Origin of the sequence: Longispora fulva (assembly GCF_015751905.1) — a bacterium.
GTDB lineage: Bacteria > Actinomycetota > Actinomycetes > Mycobacteriales > Micromonosporaceae > Longispora > Longispora fulva.
Genome location: NZ_JADOUF010000001.1, coordinates 7,997,501 through 8,013,043 on the forward strand (window position 1 = coordinate 7,997,501; position 15,543 = coordinate 8,013,043).

Consider the following 15,543-nt stretch of genomic DNA (forward strand, 5'->3'; position numbering starts at 1 on the left):
CAATAGCCCGGCCCGTAAGGGTCCAGGTGTGTGGGTGGGTAGGGGAGCGTCGTGTGGCGAGTGAAGCAGCGGTGTGAACCAGTTGTGGACGCCACACGAGTGAGAATGCAGGCATGAGTAGCGAATGCAGGGTGAGAAACCCTGCCGCCGGATGACCAAGGGTTCCAGGGTCAAGCTAATCTGCCCTGGGTAAGTCGGGACCTAAGGCGAGGCCGAGAGGCGTAGTCGATGGACAACGGGTTGATATTCCCGTACCCGCGAAGAAGCGCAAACGCTGAACCTTCCTGTACTAACCACCTCCTGAGACGGATCCCTTCGGGGTGAGGTTGATGGGGCTGGGAACTTGGGGGGTAGTAGGTGAGCGATGGGGTGACGCAGGAAGGTAGTCCAGCCCGGGCGGTGGTTGTCCCGGGGTAAGCCTGTAGGGCGAGACATAGGCAAATCCGTGTCTCATACAGCCTGAGAGGTGATGCCGAGCCGATTATGGTGAAGTGGATGATCCTATGCTGCCGAGAAAAGCCTCTAGCGAGTTTCGAGCGGCCCGTACCCCAAACCGACACAGGTGGTCAGGTAGAGAATACCAAGGCGATCGGGTGAACTGTGGTTAAGGAACTCGGCAAATTACCCCCGTAACTTCGGGAGAAGGGGGGCCGGAGACGTGATCCCACTTGCTGGGGGAGCGTTGTATGGCCGCAGAGACCAGGGGGAAGCGACTGTTTACTAAAAACACAGGTCCGTGCGAAGTCGTAAGACGATGTATACGGACTGACGCCTGCCCGGTGCTGGAACGTTAAGGGGACCGGTTAATCCTTCGGGGTGAAGCTGAGAACTTAAGCGCCAGTAAACGGCGGTGGTAACTATAACCATCCTAAGGTAGCGAAATTCCTTGTCGGGTAAGTTCCGACCTGCACGAATGGCGTAACGACTTCCCCACTGTCTCAACCACAGGCCCGGCGAAATTGCAGTACGAGTAAAGATGCTCGTTACGCGCGGCAGGACGGAAAGACCCCGGGACCTTCACTATAGCTTGACATTGGTATTTGAATTAACTTGTGTAGGATAGGTGGGAGACTGTGAAGCGGGCACGCCAGTGTTCGTGGAGTCAACGTTGAAATACCACTCTGGTTGATTTGGGTATCTAACCTCGGACCGTGATCCGGTTCAGGGACAGTGTCTGGTGGGTAGTTTAACTGGGGCGGTTGCCTCCCAAAATGTAACGGAGGCGCCCAAAGGTTCCCTCAGCCTGGTTGGCAATCAGGTGTTGAGTGCAAGTGCACAAGGGAGCTTGACTGTGAGACTGACAGGTCGAGCAGGGACGAAAGTCGGGACTAGTGATCCGGCACTCGCATGTGGAAGCGGTGTCGCTCATCGGATAAAAGGTACCCCGGGGATAACAGGCTGATCTTCCCCAAGAGTCCATATCGACGGGATGGTTTGGCACCTCGATGTCGGCTCGTCGCATCCTGGGGCTGGAGTAGGTCCCAAGGGTTGGGCTGTTCGCCCATTAAAGCGGTACGCGAGCTGGGTTTAGAACGTCGTGAGACAGTTCGGTCCCTATCCGCCGTGCGCGTAGGATACTTGAGAAGGGCTGTCCCTAGTACGAGAGGACCGGGACGGACGAACCTCTGGTGTGCCAGTTGTTCCGCCAGGAGCACGGCTGGTTAGCTACGTTCGGAAGGGATAACCGCTGAAAGCATCTAAGCGGGAAGCCTGCTTCAAGATGAGGTATCCCACCCCTAGAGGGTTAAGGCCCCCAGCTAGACGACTGGGTTGATAGGCCAGAAATGTAAGCCCGGTAACGGGTTCAGTTGACTGGTACTAATAGGCCGAGGACTTCACCACCACACCAAAGCAAATAAGTCGCGTCCACTATACGGTTCACAGAAAACAACCCCCAGACGGTTGAGATCATGCCAGGAGCACATCCCGGTAGGTTTCCCATCCGGAGGATTGTTGTTCTGAGAGAGTTACGGCGGTCATAGCGAAGGGGAAACGCCCGGCAACATTCCGAACCCGGAAGCTAAGCCCTTCAGCGCCGATGGTACTGCCCTGGGGACGGGGTGGGAGAGTAGGACGCCGCCGGACACACTTTTAGCGAAGGCCCAACCCTGAAAAGGGTTGGGCCTTCGTCTATTTCCGCTCCCTATGGCTTTGCTGTGTATTCGGTAAGAAGACTGGCGGTGCCGTGCCGTGCCCGGGCATGCTCGTGGACATGACTGAGACTCGAGAACAGTTCGGGCTGTGCCGGCGGGCGTTGTTCGTGGGGGCCGGTGGGGTCGGGGCGGCGGCGTTGCTGGCGGCGTGTGGCGGGTCGGATCCCGCGACCCCCGAGGCGAAGAGCACGACCGCTCCGGCGCAGGGCGGGGCCACCTCGGCGGCGTCGGGGGTGTTGGCGAAGGCTTCGGAGATTCCGGTCGGTGGCGGCAAGGTCGTCAGCGGTGTGCTGCTTGTCCAGCCCCAGGCCGGTGTGATCAAGGGCTTCAGCGCCCGGTGCCCACACCAGGGCACCACAGTGGAAGCGCCGGAGAACGGTGTGATCACGTGCCCGGGGCACGGGTCGCAGTTCAAGGCGGAGGACGGGTCGTTGGTCCGGGGGCCTGCGACGAAGGGGCTGAACCCGGTGCTGTTGAAGATCACCGGGGACGACATCGCCAGAGAGTGATCTCGGGGCTAGTCTTCTACGGTGCCGGATTCGTCGACTGTCCTGACCTATCGTCCCGCCCCGGGGACGATTCCCGTCACACCGGGCGTGTACCGGTTCTTCGACCCCGCCGGCAAGGTGATCTACGTCGGCAAGGCGAAGAACCTGCGCAGCCGGTTGAGTTCGTACTTCGCGGATCCGTTGACGTTGCATCCGCGGACGTTCCAGATGGTCACCACCGCCGCCCGGGTGGAGTGGGCGGTGGTGAACACCGAGGTCGAGGCGCTGCAGTTGGAGTATGCCTGGATCAAGGAGTTCGATCCGCGGTTCAACGTGCGGTACCGGGATGACAAGACCTATCCGTATCTGGCGGTGACGCTGGACGAGGAGTACCCCCGGCTGCTGGTTCTTCGCGAAGCGAAGCGCAAGGGTGTCCGCTACTTCGGGCCCTACTCCCACGCCTGGGCGATCCGGGAGACCCTGGACCTGTTGCTGCGGGTGTTCCCCGCGCGGACGTGCTCGAAGGGGGTCTTCGCGCGGGCCCGGAAGATCGACCGGCCGTGTCTGCTGGGGTACATCGGGAAGTGTGCGGCGCCGTGCGTGGGCCGGGTGTCCGCCGACGAGCACCGGCAGATCGTGAACGACTTCTGCGACTTCATGGCCGGCAACACCGATCCGCTGCTCCGCAAGGTGGAGCGGGAGATGAACGAGGCCGCGGAGGAGTTGGAGTTCGAGCGTGCTGCCCGGCTCCGCGACGACCTGACGGCGTTGCGCAAGGCGATGGAGAAGCAGGCCGTCGTGTTCGACGAGGCGACCGACGCGGACGTGGTGGCGTTCGCGGAGGACCCGTTGCAGGCTGCGGTGCAGGTGTTCCACGTCCGCGACGGCCGGGTGCGGGGTCAGCGCGGCTGGATCGTGGAGAAGGTCGAGGACCTGGACCCGGGCGCGCTGGTGCACAGCTTCTGCACCCAGGTGTACGGGGACGGCGGCGACCCGCCGCGCGAGGTGCTGGTGCCCGAGCTCCCGTCCGACGCGCCGGCGCTGGCCGCGTGGCTGTCCGGGCTGCGCGGCTCGAAGGTGCAGCTGAAGATTCCTCAGCGCGGCGACAAGCGGGCGTTCCTGGAGACCGTGACCCGCAACGCCGAGCAGGCCCTGGCCCAGCACAAGCTGCGTCGGGCCGGGGACCTGAGCCTGCGGGGCAAGGCCCTCGAAGAGCTGACCGACGCGCTGTCGCTGGATACGTCGCCGCTGCGGATCGAGTGCTACGACGTGTCGCAGCTGCAGGGTACGGACGTGGTCGCGAGCATGGTGGTGTTCGAGGACGGGGTGGCGCGCAAGAGCGAGTACCGGCGGTTCATCATCCGGGGCGCGACCGATGACCTGTCGGCCATGTCGGAGGTGTTGCGGCGGCGGTTCGCCCAGCGCGGCGACAAGGCCGGGCCGGCGGGCGACGGGACGGTCGAGGAGCTGGCGGTGGGGCCGGCGCGGAAGGGGTTCGCGTACCCGCCGCAGCTGGTCGTGGTCGACGGTGGCGCTCCCCAGGTGGGGGCTGCGGCGGAGACCCTGGCCGGGATGGGCGTCACGGACGTCGCGGTGTGCGGGCTGGCCAAGCGGCTGGAGGAGGTGTGGCTGCCGGATGACGAGTATCCGGTGATCCTGCCGCGTACCTCGGAAGGCCTCTATCTTCTGCAACGGTTGCGGGACGAGGCGCACCGGTTCGCGATCACGTTCCACCGGGAGCGGCGTTCGAAGCGGATGACGGCCTCGGCGCTGGACACGATCCCGGGGCTCGGCGAGATCCGGAAGAAGGCGTTGCTGAAACGGTTCGGCTCGTTGAGGAAGCTGGCCGCTGCGAGCCTCGTGGAGATCAGTGAGGTGCCCGGGATCGGGCCCCGGACGGCGGAGGCGGTGCTCGCCAGCCTCGCTGGTGCGGAGAGTAACCCCACGACCGTGACGAGTGACCCAGGGGGTGCCGAAACCCCTGGTGAGGGGGCGGGGGACACTGGCGGATCGAGGACCGGAGACGAGGGGGGAGCGTGACGGAGCGCGGTGACCTGGACCTGGTGATTGTCACCGGGGTGTCGGGCGGTGGGCGGAGTACCGTGGCGCGGGCCCTGGAGAACGTCGGCTACTACGTGGTCGACAACCTGCCGCAGACGATGCTCGTGCCGATGGCGGAGTTGGCGTTCGAGGCCGGCGAGCCGGCGCGCCGGACCGGGATGGTCCTGGACGTGCGGAGCCGGGCGTTCTCGACCGACCTGACCGGTGCGGTGCGGGACCTGCGGGAGCGGGGCTTCCGGCCGAAGGTCGTCTTCGTGGACTCCGATCCCGACGTGCTCGTGCGCCGGTTCGAGAGTGTGCGCCGGTCGCACCCGTTGCAGGGGACCGGTCGGTTGTCCGACGGGATCGAGGCCGAGCGGCTGCTGCTCGCCGAGGCCCGCGAGCACGCCGACGTGCTGATCGACACCTCGCACCTCAACGTCAACCAGCTCCGGGCCCGGGTCGAGGAGCTGTTCGCCGCCCCGGACCAGCGGCAGCTGCGGGTGACGGTGCTGTCGTTCGGGTTCAAGTACGGGCTGCCTGTGGACGCGGATTTCGTGCTGGACGCGCGGTTCCTGCCCAACCCGTTCTGGGTGCCGGAGCTGCGGGAACGCAACGGGCGTGACGAGCCGGTCAGTGACTACGTGCTCGGTCAGCCGGGTGCGGAGGAGTTCGTCGGCGGGTACGCGCGGCTGCTGGAGGGCACGGTGCCGGGCTTCGAGCGGGAGGGCAAGCGTTACCTCACGGTCGCGGTCGGCTGCACCGGCGGCAAGCACCGCAGCGTCGCCATCTCCGAGGAGCTCGCCCAGCGGCTGCGGGGAGCGGGGCTGTCGGCCCACGCCCAGCACCGGGATCTGGGGCGCGAGTGATCCGGGTGGTCGCCTTCGGCGGCGGACACGGGCTCAGTGCCTCCCTGCGCGCGCTGCGGGCCATGCGCGACGACCTGAAACTGGACATCACGGCCGTGGTGACGGTCGCCGACGACGGCGGTTCCTCCGGCCGGCTGCGCGCCGAGCGGGGCTCGCTGCCGCCGGGTGATCTGCGCCAGGCCCTGGCGGCGCTGGCCGGTGACGAGCAGGCTCTGACGGCGGAGCTGTTGCAGCACCGGTTCGCCGGCGTTGATCCGCTCGCAGGGCACACCGTCGGGAACCTGATGCTCGTTGGACTCATGGAGCTGCTCGGTGACCCCGTGGCGGCACTTGACCACGCGGCCGGGCTCGTCGACGCGTGCGGCCGGGTGCTGCCGATGACCCGGACGGCGCTGGAGATCGAGGCGCAGGTCCTGGTCGACGGAGAGGTGGTCACGGTCCGGGGGCAGCACGAGGTGGCGGTCACCCCGGGCGACGTCCGGGAGGTCCGACTGCTTCCGGTGTCCCCGCCGGCCTGCGCCGAGGTGCTGGAGGCGGTGGGTGTCGCCGACTGGTTGGTCTTCGGACCCGGCTCCTGGTTCACGAGCGTGATCCCGCATCTGCTGGTGCCCGAGTTACGCCGGGCCATCGTCGCCAGTGACGCGCGGCGGCTCGTCGCGTTGAACCTGGCAGCCGAGAAGGAGACGGCGGGGCTGTCCCATGCGGACCACCTCGCCGCGTTGATGTCGTACATGCCGGAGTTGCGGGTGGATGTGGTTCTCGCCGATGACCGGGCCGTGGGGGATCCCGGTCCGGTGGAACGCGCGGCCGCGGCGCTCGGCGCACGCCTGGTGCTCGCGCCGGTAGCGGTCGACGAAGACACCCCACGGCACGATCCCGCCGCGCTGGCCGCGGCCCTGCAACCGATTCTGGGCTCCCCTGGGGCCCGCAGCACACGAGGTGGGCGACACGATGGCGATGACAGCCGCGGTCAAGGATGAGCTGAGCCGCGTTGACGTACCGAAGCCCTGCTGCCGCAAGGCCGAGATGGCTGCCCTGTTGCGGTTCGCGGGCGGGTTGCACATCGTCAGCGGTCGGGTGGTCGTCGAGGCGGAGCTGGACACCGGGGCGGTGGCCCGACGGCTGCGCCGGGACGTCGCGGAGGTCTACGGCTACCCGAGCGAGATCCACGTCCTGGCATCCGGCGGCCTGCGCAAGGGCAGCCACTACATCGTCCGGGTCGTGAAGGACGGGGAGTCCCTCGCCCGGCAGACGGGCCTGCTGGACGTGCGGGGCCGGCCGGTCCGCGGCCTGCCGCCGCACGTGGTCTCCGCCGGGGTGTGCTGCGCGATCGCGGCGTGGCGGGGCGCGTTCCTGGCGCACGGTTCCCTGACGGAGCCGGGCCGGTCCTCGGCGATGGAGATCACCTGCCCGGGGCCGGAGTCGGCGCTGGCACTGGTCGGGGCCGCCCGGCGGATCGGCGTGACGGCCAAGGCCCGCGAGGTGCGGGGCGTGGACCGGGTCGTGATCAAGGACGGCGACGCGATCGGGATGCTGCTCACCCGGCTCGGCGCGCACAGCAGCGTGCTGACCTGGGAGGAGCGCCGGGTCCGGCGTGAGGTCCGGGCCACGGCGAACCGGTTGGCGAACTTCGACGACGCGAACCTGCGCCGGTCGGCGCGCGCGGCCGTGGCGGCGGCGGCCAGGGTGACCCGGGCGTTGGAGATCCTCGAGGACGAGTCCCCGGGGCACCTGATCGCCGCCGGCCGGCTGCGGCTGGACCACCGGCAGGCGTCGCTGGAGGAGTTGGGCGCGCTCGCCGAGCCGCCGCTGACGAAGGACGCGATCGCCGGCCGGATTCGCCGGCTGCTGGCGCTGGCGGACAAGCGGGCCCGTGACCTGGGGATTCCCGACACGGAGTCGGCGGTCACCCCGGACATGCTGTCGGTGGACGTCTGAGCCGGGGGGCCGTCGGTCGCCGCCCGGCCCCGTGCGGAGCTGCCGACGCGGGGAGCTGGGCGGACGGCTGATCCGGGCGGGCCGCCGGGCTTCGCCGTACCCGGAAAAGGGTCTGGTTTGCCAGGGTGTGGGCACCCGGACAGCCGCGCGACACCCCGGACCGGGCCTCCGATAGGGTCGGGGTGTTCGGCGACGAGGCCGGGAGCGTTATCCCGGCCGCGCACCCATGGCCGGGTCAGTGGCTACCTTCGCCGGCGCGAGCTGCGCCGGCTCGAGCGGCGAGGAGATGGAACCTGTGACCATCCGGGTTGGCATCAACGGATTTGGCCGGATCGGCCGTAACTTCTACCGCGCGGTTCTCGCGTCGGGCGCGGACATCGAGATCGTCGGCGTCAACGACCTGACCGACAACGCGACGCTGGCGCACCTGCTGAAGTACGACAGCATCCTCGGCCGCCTGGGCCTCGAGGTGAAGGCGTCCTCGGACGAGATCACCGTCGGCGGCAAGACCATGAAGGCGTTCGCCGAGCGCGACCCGGCGAACCTCAACTGGGGCGACATCGGCGCGGACATCGTCATCGAGTCGACCGGTTTCTTCACCGACGGCCTCAAGGCGAAGACGCACATCGACAACGGTGCGAAGAAGGTCATCATCTCGGCTCCGGCCAAGAACGAGGACATCACGATCGTGATGGGCGTGAACCACGAGCTGTACAACGCCGACGAGCACAAGATCATCTCGAACGCGTCGTGCACCACGAACTGCCTGGCCCCGATGGCGAAGGTGCTCAACGACACCATCGGCATCAAGCAGGGTCTGATGACGACGATCCACGCGTACACCCAGGACCAGAACCTGCAGGACGGTCCGCACTCGGACCTGCGTCGGGCCCGCGCCGCCGCCCTCAACATCGTTCCGACGGGTACCGGCGCGGCGAAGGCCATCGGCCTGGTCCTCCCGGAGCTCAAGGGCAAGCTGGACGGCTTCGCGCTGCGGGTGCCGATCCCGACCGGTTCGGCCACGGACCTGACCTTCACGGCCAACCGCGAGACCTCCGTGGAGGAGGTCAACGCCGCGATCAAGGCCGCCGCCGAGGGCGCGCTGAAGGGCATCCTGGTCTACACCGAGGACCCGATCGTCTCCTCCGACATCGTCACCGACCCGGCGTCGTGCATCTTCGACTCGGGCCTGACGAAGGTCATCGGCGACCAGGTCAAGGTCGTCGGCTGGTACGACAACGAGTGGGGCTACTCCAACCGCCTCGTCGACCTGGTGAAGCTGGTCGGCTAGTCGGATGCGTACCCTCGACGATCTTCTGGCCGAGGGCGTGACGGGTCGGCGCGTACTGGTACGCGCCGACCTCAACGTTCCGCTCGACGGCGACCGCATCACCGACGACGGCCGGATCCGGGCCGCGTTGCCGACCTTGACGGCGCTGCTGTCGGCGGGCGCACGGGTGGTGCTGATCTCGCACCTGGGCCGCCCGAAGGGTGCTCCCGAGGACAAGTTCTCGCTGCGCCCGGTCTCTGCCCGGCTCGCTGAGCTGCTAGGTGCTCCGGTGGCGTTCGCGACCGACACGGTCGGGGACTCCGCGCGCGACGCCGTGGCGGGCCTGGCCGACGGTCAGCTCGCCCTGCTGGAGAACCTGCGGTTCAACGCCGGCGAGACCAGTAAGGACGACGCGGTCCGGGGCGCCTTCGCCGCCGAGCTGGCGTCTTTCGCGGACGCCTATGTCGACGACGCCTTCGGGGCCGTGCACCGCAAGCACGCCAGTGTGGTGGACATCGCGGGGCTGCTGCCGGCGTACGCCGGTGGGCTGGTGCTCCGCGAGGTCGAGGTGCTCCAGCGCCTGACGGAGAGCCCTGAGCGGCCGTACGTGGTCGTGCTCGGCGGGGCGAAGGTCTCCGACAAGCTGGCCGTCATCTCCAGCCTGCTGCCCAAGGTGGACCGGCTGCTGGTCGGCGGGGGCATGTGCTTCACGTTCTTCAAGGCGCAGGGCCACGAGATCGGGGCCTCGCTGCTGGAGGCCGACCAGCTCGACGCCTGCCGGGAACTGCTGGCCACGGGCAAGATCGTGCTGCCGACGGACGTGGTGGTCGCGGACAAGTTCGCGGCCGACGCTGCTGTCCGCACGGTACCGGTCGACGGGATCCCGGAGAACTGGCTGGGCCTGGACATCGGCCCCGAGTCGGGCGCGGCCTTCGCGGCCGAGGTGCTCGGCGCGCACACCGTCTTCTGGAACGGGCCGATGGGCGTGTTCGAGCTGGCCCCGTTCGCGGCGGGCACCCGGGCGGTGGCCGAGGCGCTGACGAAGATCGACGGCCTCGGGGTCGTCGGCGGCGGGGACTCCGCGGCGGCGGTGCGGGCCCTGGGGCTCGACGAGTCGGCGTTCGGGCACATCTCGACCGGTGGCGGCGCGTCGCTGGAGTACCTCGAAGGCAAGACCCTGCCCGGCCTGGAGGCCCTGGATGTCTGAGCGTCGTCCGCTGATCGCCGGCAACTGGAAGATGAACCTCAACCACCTCGAGGCCATCGCACTGACCCAGAAGCTGGCCTTCAGCCTCACGGAGAAGCAGCTCACGGCCGTGGAGGTCGTCGTGCTGCCGCCGTTCGTGGACCTGCGCAGCGTGCAGACGCTGATCGACGCGGACAAGCTGCTCCTCGGCTACGGGGCGCAGGACGTGTCCCCGTTCGACTCGGGCGCCTACACCGGGGACGTCTCCGGGGTGATGCTCGCGAAGCTGGGCTGCTCCTACGTGGTCGTCGGGCACTCCGAGCGCCGGCAGTACCACCAGGAGGACGACGCGGTCGTCAACAGCAAGGTGAAGGCGGCGATCAAGCACAAGATCACGCCGATCCTGTGCGTGGGCGAGGGCCTGGACGTCCGCGAGGCCGGCGCGCACGTGGCGCACACCACCGCCCAGCTGGCGGCGGCCCTCGACGGGGTCACCGCCGAGCAGGCGGCGAAGCTCGTCGTGGCGTACGAGCCGATCTGGGCGATCGGGACCGGCCGCACGGCCACCCCGGAGAACGCCCAGGAGGTCGTGGCGGCGCTGCGGGCCCAGTTGGCGGAGCTGTACGGCGCCGAGCTGGCCGGTGCGACCAGGGTCCTCTACGGCGGTTCGGTGAAGTCCGCGAACATCGCGGGCATCATGGACCAGCCGGACGTGGACGGCGCGCTGGTGGGCGGGGCGAGCATCGACGCGGAGGAGTTCGCGCGGATCTGCCGGTTCCCGGAGCATGTCAGCGTGTAGTCAGAGTTGTGCCCATGACCTGTGCGAAAGCTGTAAGCACGGGTGAGAATGGTAACTCTCCGTGACCGCCCGGACGCGTACAGCGTCCGGGCGGTCACGATTCGAAGCTGGTACTCAGGGTGGGTTTTCTCCATGCCTCAGGTGCCCCTACAGTGTCTCGAGCGGGTCGTTCCGCGCCGCCCCTGAAACCACCCCGAGGATGACGATGCACCACGGCACCCCTCTCACGGGTACACCGCGCCGAGCGCGGCGCGCAGCGTTCGCCGGCATCGTGGCGGTGACACTCGCGCTGTCCGCCGCGTGCACCCCCGACGGCGAGAAGGCCGCCCCGGCAGAGGTCAAGCCGCAGGCGGGCGGGACGCTCAACCTGATCCTGAGGGCCCAGCCGGACTTCCTCGACCCGACCCAGGTGTACCTGACCACGGCCATGAACATCAGCCGGTTGATCGACCGGACCCTGACCACCTTCAAGGACGCCGGCGGCGCCGAGGGCTCCGAGATCGTCCCCGACCTGGCCACGGACCTCGGCCGGCCCAGCGAGGGCGGCAAGGTGTGGGAGTTCACCCTGAAGAAGGGTGTGACCTGGGAGGACGGCTCGCCGATCACGTGCGCGCACGTGAAGTACGGCATCGAGCGGCGGTTCGCCAAGGAGTACACGAACGGGCCGACGTACCCGTCGCAGTACCTGGCGAACTCGGAGAACTACAAGGGTCCCTACGTCAACAAGAACAACAACGGCGCCGGCCTGTCCTCGATCCAGTGCCTCAACGAGAGCACGATCAAGTTCATCCTGAAGCTGCCGGTGGGCGACTTCCCCTACTCGCTGACGATGCCCGTGTGGAGCCCGGTGCCGCCGGAGCAGGACACGAAGGCCAACTACACGAACCGGCCGTTCGCCAGCGGGCCCTACAAGATCGCCCAGCAGTTCGACGGCAAGGGCGGGCCGATGGTGCTGGAGCGCAACCCGCACTGGAACCCGAGCACGGACGGCGTCCGCAAGGCGTACCCGGACAAGATCAATCTGATCATCCGGGAGAACCAGGACGAAGAGGTCACCGACGAGCTGATCAAGGATCAGGGCGAGTCGAAGACCTCGATCGCGCTGCAGACGGACGCGACCCCCAACTTCGTCCAGCAGATCGTCAACGACGCCGACCTGTCCAAGCGCGCGATGTCGGGGGCGATCCCGGGTACGGCGTACATCGGCATCAATACCACCAAGGTCACCGATCCGCGCTGTCGGCAGGCACTGATCCTGGCCTTCAACAAGCGCCGGTTCCGGGGCATGCTCGGCGGCTCGATCTTCGGCGACTACGCGACGACGATGATCCCGCCGGACCTCAAGGCGTACAAGAAGTTCGACGTGTTCGGCGTGGACGCCTCCGAGGAGGGCGCGCCCGAGAAGGCGCGGGCCCTGATGGAGCAGGCGGCCAAGGACGGCAAGCCCTGCGCCAAGACCCTCTCGGCGAACTTCCAGGACACCAAGCGCTGGCAGCGGGCCATGTCGACCGTGGTCGAGGCGTTCGCGCTGATCGACATCACGGTCAAGCTGGAGCCGTTCCCGGCCCGGGGCTATTACACGACGGCCGGCACCCCGAACAAGCAGGGCGACCTGACCGTCGGGACCTGGCTGCCGGACTGGCCGGGCGGGTCCAGCGTGATCCAGCCGAACTTCGACGGCCGGACCATCCCCAAGGACCGCAACACGTCGGGCAACTACAACTTCGCCCAGCTCAACGACCCGGACATCAACAAGAAGATCGACGCGGCGATGGCGGAGTCGAACCTCGACAAGCAGCAGGTCATGTGGGGCGACCTCGACGAGGAGATCCAGAAGAAGGCGCCGATCATCCCGGTCATCCACCCCAAGGTCCTCCGGATGTACGGCAGCAAGGTGCACAATGCCTTCATGCACCCGGCCTTCGGTGAAGCGGACATCTCGGCGATGTGGGTGGGCTAGTAGGCAGTGGCCCCGCCGGCTATCCTTGGTTCGGTTTTGTTGGACTCGAGAGGACTTCCCCCCAGATGGCTTACGTATTCGCAGGTGTGCTGATCGTCACCAGCATCATCTTGACGCTGCTCATCCTGCTGCACCGCGGCAAGGGCGGCGGTCTGTCGACCATGTTCGGCGGCGGTGCGGCGAGCACCCTCACCGGGTCGTCGGTGGCGGAGAAGAACCTCGACCGGTACACGATCCTGGCCGGCCTGCTGTGGCTCGCCTCGATCGTCGGCCTCGGGCTCCTGATCAAGGCCAACTCCGGCTCCTAGCTGCGACGACGCCCTCGTCGACGCACAACGGTCGTCTGGACACCTCACATCGGTCGTCTGGACATATATCCATAACCGCTTCGGTTGTTTAGACTCATGCGCGCGGTCCGATTACGGACCGCGCGCACGTGTATTCGCTATGTCGTACCCCCCGACGACAGGAGCAGCCGTGGCGAGCGGAAGCGCCATCAGAGGCACCAGGGTCGGCTCAGGGCCGATGAGCCTGGCGGAGCGTGGCCAGCCGGCCCCGCGCCACCGGGTCTCGTACTGGTGCGCCAACGGACACGAGACCGAGGCGGCCTTCTCCGCCGAGGTCCTGGAGCCCGATACGTGGGACTGCCCCCGTTGTGGGCTCCCCGCTGGACAGGACCGGGAGCACCCGCCGGACCGGCAGCGGACGGAGCCGTACAAGACACATCTGGCGTATGTGAAGGAGCGACGCAGTGACGCCGAAGGCGAGGTCATTCTCGCCGAGGCGTTGGCACGTTTGAGGCAGCTACGCGCCGGCTAAAGCCCTTGACCTAAGGCTCTTGGTCCAAGGCCCTTGATCTAAGGCCGGTGGCCGGCTGAGGGCGAATCTGGCAAGCGAAAGGCCGGTCCGCTAGGGCAGCGCCCTGCGGACCGGCCTTTCGTTAGCTAGCTCTCTGTGCGCAGTCCAGATTAGTTCTCAGCCGGCCTCAACGCAGCAGAGAGCGGTAGCTGGGTTCTAGGCGGGACGCCGCCGCCTCGTCCAGCAGCCACAGGGTGCGGTTGACGCCCCGGACCCCGGCCGCCGGGATCTGCACCGGCCCAGCGCCGTGCAGGGCCATGCCGACCGCGTCGGCCTTGCCGTCGCCCGCGGCGATCAACCACACCTCCTCGGCGGTGTTGACGGCCGACGGGGTGAGCGTGACCCGGATCGGCGGCGGCTTCGGGGCGCCCCGGACCGCCGTGACCGTCCGGCGGTCGTGGGTGGCCGGCGCCTCGGGGAACACCGAGGCGATGTGGCCGTCCTCGCCGACGCCCAGCAGGAGGACGTCGAAGTGCGGGAGCTCCTGGGGGTGGCCGGAGCGGCCGAGCAGCTCGGCGTACCGGGCGGCGCCGGCCTCCGGGTCCGCGCCGTCCGGACCGTCGGTCGCCGGCATCGGGTGCATCCGGGCCGGGTCGAGGGGCACCGAGTCCAACAGGGCCGCGCGGGCCTGGGTCTCGTTGCGCTCCGGGTCACCGCCGGGCAGGAACCGCTCGTCGCCCCACCACACGTCCACCCGGGACCAGTCGATCGCGTCCCGGGCCGGGCTGTCGCGGACCGCCGCGTACACGGCGGCGGCGACCCGGCCGCCAGTGAGCACCACCGAGGCCACGCCGCGGGCCGCCTGGGCGTCGATCAGCCGGGTGATCAGCCGGGCCGCCACGGCCTGGGCGAGCACCTCGGGGTCGGAGTGCACGACAACGCTGCCTGTCACAGGTCGCTCCTCTCGGGAACCACGGAAAATCGCGACCGCCGCCCGGGTTCGACGATGAACCGGAGGGCGGCGGGGGCGTACACGAAAAAGGGTCTAGACCGGTTCTTCCTCTGGCTCCGAGAGCGCCGGGTCGTGCCAGATGTGCACCCGAGTCGGCGAGCGCTCGCTGAGGCCCCGGATGCCGGTGGCCGCCTCCAACGCCGCAGCGTAGGGCTGGTCCGCGTCGATCCGGCGCAGCTCCTCGGCCAGCTCCTCGCCGAGGGGCCGGGCCATCAGCGGCAGGGTCCGGTCCGGGTAACCGGTCCGGCGCAGCACCGCCGTGGTGCCGTGCTTCTCCAGCGCCATCTGGTCGCCGTTGGCGAGGGTGACCGCCACGGACGCCAGCTCGGACGCCGGCGTGACCGTCGGGGTCACCCCGAGCCGGGCCTTGAGCCAGCCGGCCAGCAGGGTCGCGCTCGGGTCGCCCACCGGCGCGCCGATCGCGATGCTGGCCGCCGGTGCCGGTGCCGCCTCGAACGCGCCGGCGACCAGGGTGCGCCACGGGGTGAGCCGGGTCCACGCCAGATCCGTGTCGCCCGGCGCGTAGTCGTCGGCCCGCTGCTTCACCGCGAGCGTCGGATCCGCCGACAGGTACGCGTCGCTGATCCGCCGGTCCGCCACCACCCCCAACGGGTCGTAGGCGATGCCCTCCGGCGGGTCGCAGTGCCACCACGTGACCACCGGGACGTCCGGGGCCAGCAGCGGCATGGCCACCGACTCGGCGTGCAGGGCCAGCCGGCCGTGCATCCGCATCACGATGGCCTCGCACGGCCCGAGCCGGCCGCCGACCACGATCTCCGCGTCGAGCCGGGAGTTCGGGTTCAGCACGTCCCGGCGGACGATGATGAGCAGCCGGCACGGGTGCTGCTGCGCGGCGATCGTCGCCGCCGCCTCGGCCTCGCGGACGTGTTTCTCGTCCACGACGGCGATCAGCGTCAACGCGAGACCACTGGTCAGGCCGCCGGCGCTGCGCCGCTCGGCGGCGAGGGCCTTGACGACGTCGATGCCCGTGGTGTCCCACAGCGCGATCACGCGGGCCTCCCTTCGGTCG

Annotated in this window: 13 protein-coding genes and 2 rRNA genes (1 of these 15 running past the window's edge); 13 read left to right on the forward strand and 2 right to left on the reverse strand. The window is 68.4% G+C overall.

All coding sequences use genetic code 11. The features are described from left to right. From IW245_RS37085 to IW245_RS37145, 13 genes are all read left to right on the forward strand, one after another. Nucleotides 1-1,842 (forward strand): 23S ribosomal RNA (locus IW245_RS37085) (it extends 1,269 nt beyond the left edge of the window). A 126-nt stretch (nt 1,843-1,968) separates the two neighbouring features. Continuing rightward, a 5S ribosomal RNA gene (rrf, locus tag IW245_RS37090) occupies nt 1,969-2,085 on the forward strand. A gap of 127 nt (nt 2,086-2,212) precedes the next feature. Then, nucleotides 2,213-2,662, forward strand: coding sequence for a Rieske (2Fe-2S) protein (locus tag IW245_RS37095; protein WP_197007731.1), 450 nt, complete (start codon nt 2,213-2,215; stop codon nt 2,660-2,662). A gap of 21 nt (nt 2,663-2,683) precedes the next feature. Then, nucleotides 2,684-4,681 carry an excinuclease ABC subunit UvrC gene (gene uvrC / locus IW245_RS37100; RefSeq protein ID WP_197007732.1) on the forward strand — a complete coding sequence of 666 codons (1,998 nt, stop codon included), beginning with the start codon at nt 2,684-2,686 and terminating at the stop codon, nt 4,679-4,681. After that, nucleotides 4,678-5,550: an RNase adapter RapZ gene (gene rapZ, locus IW245_RS37105; RefSeq protein ID WP_197007733.1), complete on the forward strand. Its 873-nt coding sequence runs from the start codon at nt 4,678-4,680 to the stop codon at nt 5,548-5,550. Before uvrC ends, rapZ begins: the two co-directional genes overlap by 4 nt. Beyond that, entirely contained in the window at nt 5,547-6,530 is a 984-nt protein-coding gene (locus IW245_RS37110; protein WP_197007734.1) for a gluconeogenesis factor YvcK family protein, read from the forward strand. The genes rapZ and IW245_RS37110 overlap by 4 nt, the downstream gene beginning before the upstream one ends. After that, nucleotides 6,502-7,488, forward strand: coding sequence for a DNA-binding protein WhiA (gene whiA, locus IW245_RS37115; protein WP_197007735.1), 987 nt, complete (start codon nt 6,502-6,504; stop codon nt 7,486-7,488). The genes IW245_RS37110 and whiA overlap by 29 nt, the downstream gene beginning before the upstream one ends. Nucleotides 7,489-7,783: 295 nt before the next feature. After that, nucleotides 7,784-8,779 (forward strand): type I glyceraldehyde-3-phosphate dehydrogenase, encoded by a 996-nt coding sequence (gene gap, locus IW245_RS37120; RefSeq protein ID WP_197007736.1) that lies wholly within the window; start codon nt 7,784-7,786, stop codon nt 8,777-8,779. 4 nt (nt 8,780-8,783) lie between these two features. Continuing rightward, nucleotides 8,784-9,965, forward strand: coding sequence for a phosphoglycerate kinase (locus tag IW245_RS37125; protein WP_197007737.1), 1,182 nt, complete (start codon nt 8,784-8,786; stop codon nt 9,963-9,965). Beyond that, nucleotides 9,958-10,743 (forward strand): triose-phosphate isomerase, encoded by a 786-nt coding sequence (tpiA, locus tag IW245_RS37130; RefSeq protein ID WP_197007738.1) that lies wholly within the window; start codon nt 9,958-9,960, stop codon nt 10,741-10,743. The genes IW245_RS37125 and tpiA overlap by 8 nt, the downstream gene beginning before the upstream one ends. 277 nt (nt 10,744-11,020) lie before the next feature. Continuing rightward, on the forward strand, nt 11,021-12,703 hold the full coding sequence (locus tag IW245_RS37135) for an ABC transporter substrate-binding protein (RefSeq protein WP_197007739.1): 1,683 nt from the start codon (nt 11,021-11,023) through the stop codon (nt 12,701-12,703). Between the two features lie 65 nt (nt 12,704-12,768). Next, nucleotides 12,769-13,011, forward strand: a complete 243-nt coding sequence (gene secG / locus IW245_RS37140) for a preprotein translocase subunit SecG (protein ID WP_197007740.1) — start codon at nt 12,769-12,771, stop codon at nt 13,009-13,011. 139 nt (nt 13,012-13,150) lie between these two features. Continuing rightward, complete coding sequence (locus tag IW245_RS37145) at nt 13,151-13,522, forward strand: RNA polymerase-binding protein RbpA (protein ID WP_269215966.1); 372 nt, start codon at nt 13,151-13,153, stop codon at nt 13,520-13,522. Between the two features lie 166 nt (nt 13,523-13,688). On the opposite strand, the gene pgl is transcribed toward IW245_RS37145, so the two are convergent. Both pgl and IW245_RS37155 read right to left on the reverse strand, forming a co-directional pair. Next, the gene (gene pgl / locus IW245_RS37150; RefSeq protein WP_197007742.1) at nt 13,689-14,453 is read right to left on the reverse strand and encodes a 6-phosphogluconolactonase; all 765 of its coding nucleotides are present in this window, start codon (nt 14,451-14,453) and stop codon (nt 13,689-13,691) included. 93 nt (nt 14,454-14,546) lie between these two features. Then, complete coding sequence (locus tag IW245_RS37155) at nt 14,547-15,524, reverse strand: glucose-6-phosphate dehydrogenase assembly protein OpcA (protein ID WP_197007743.1); 978 nt, start codon at nt 15,522-15,524, stop codon at nt 14,547-14,549. Between the last annotated feature and the right edge of the window lie 19 nt (nt 15,525-15,543).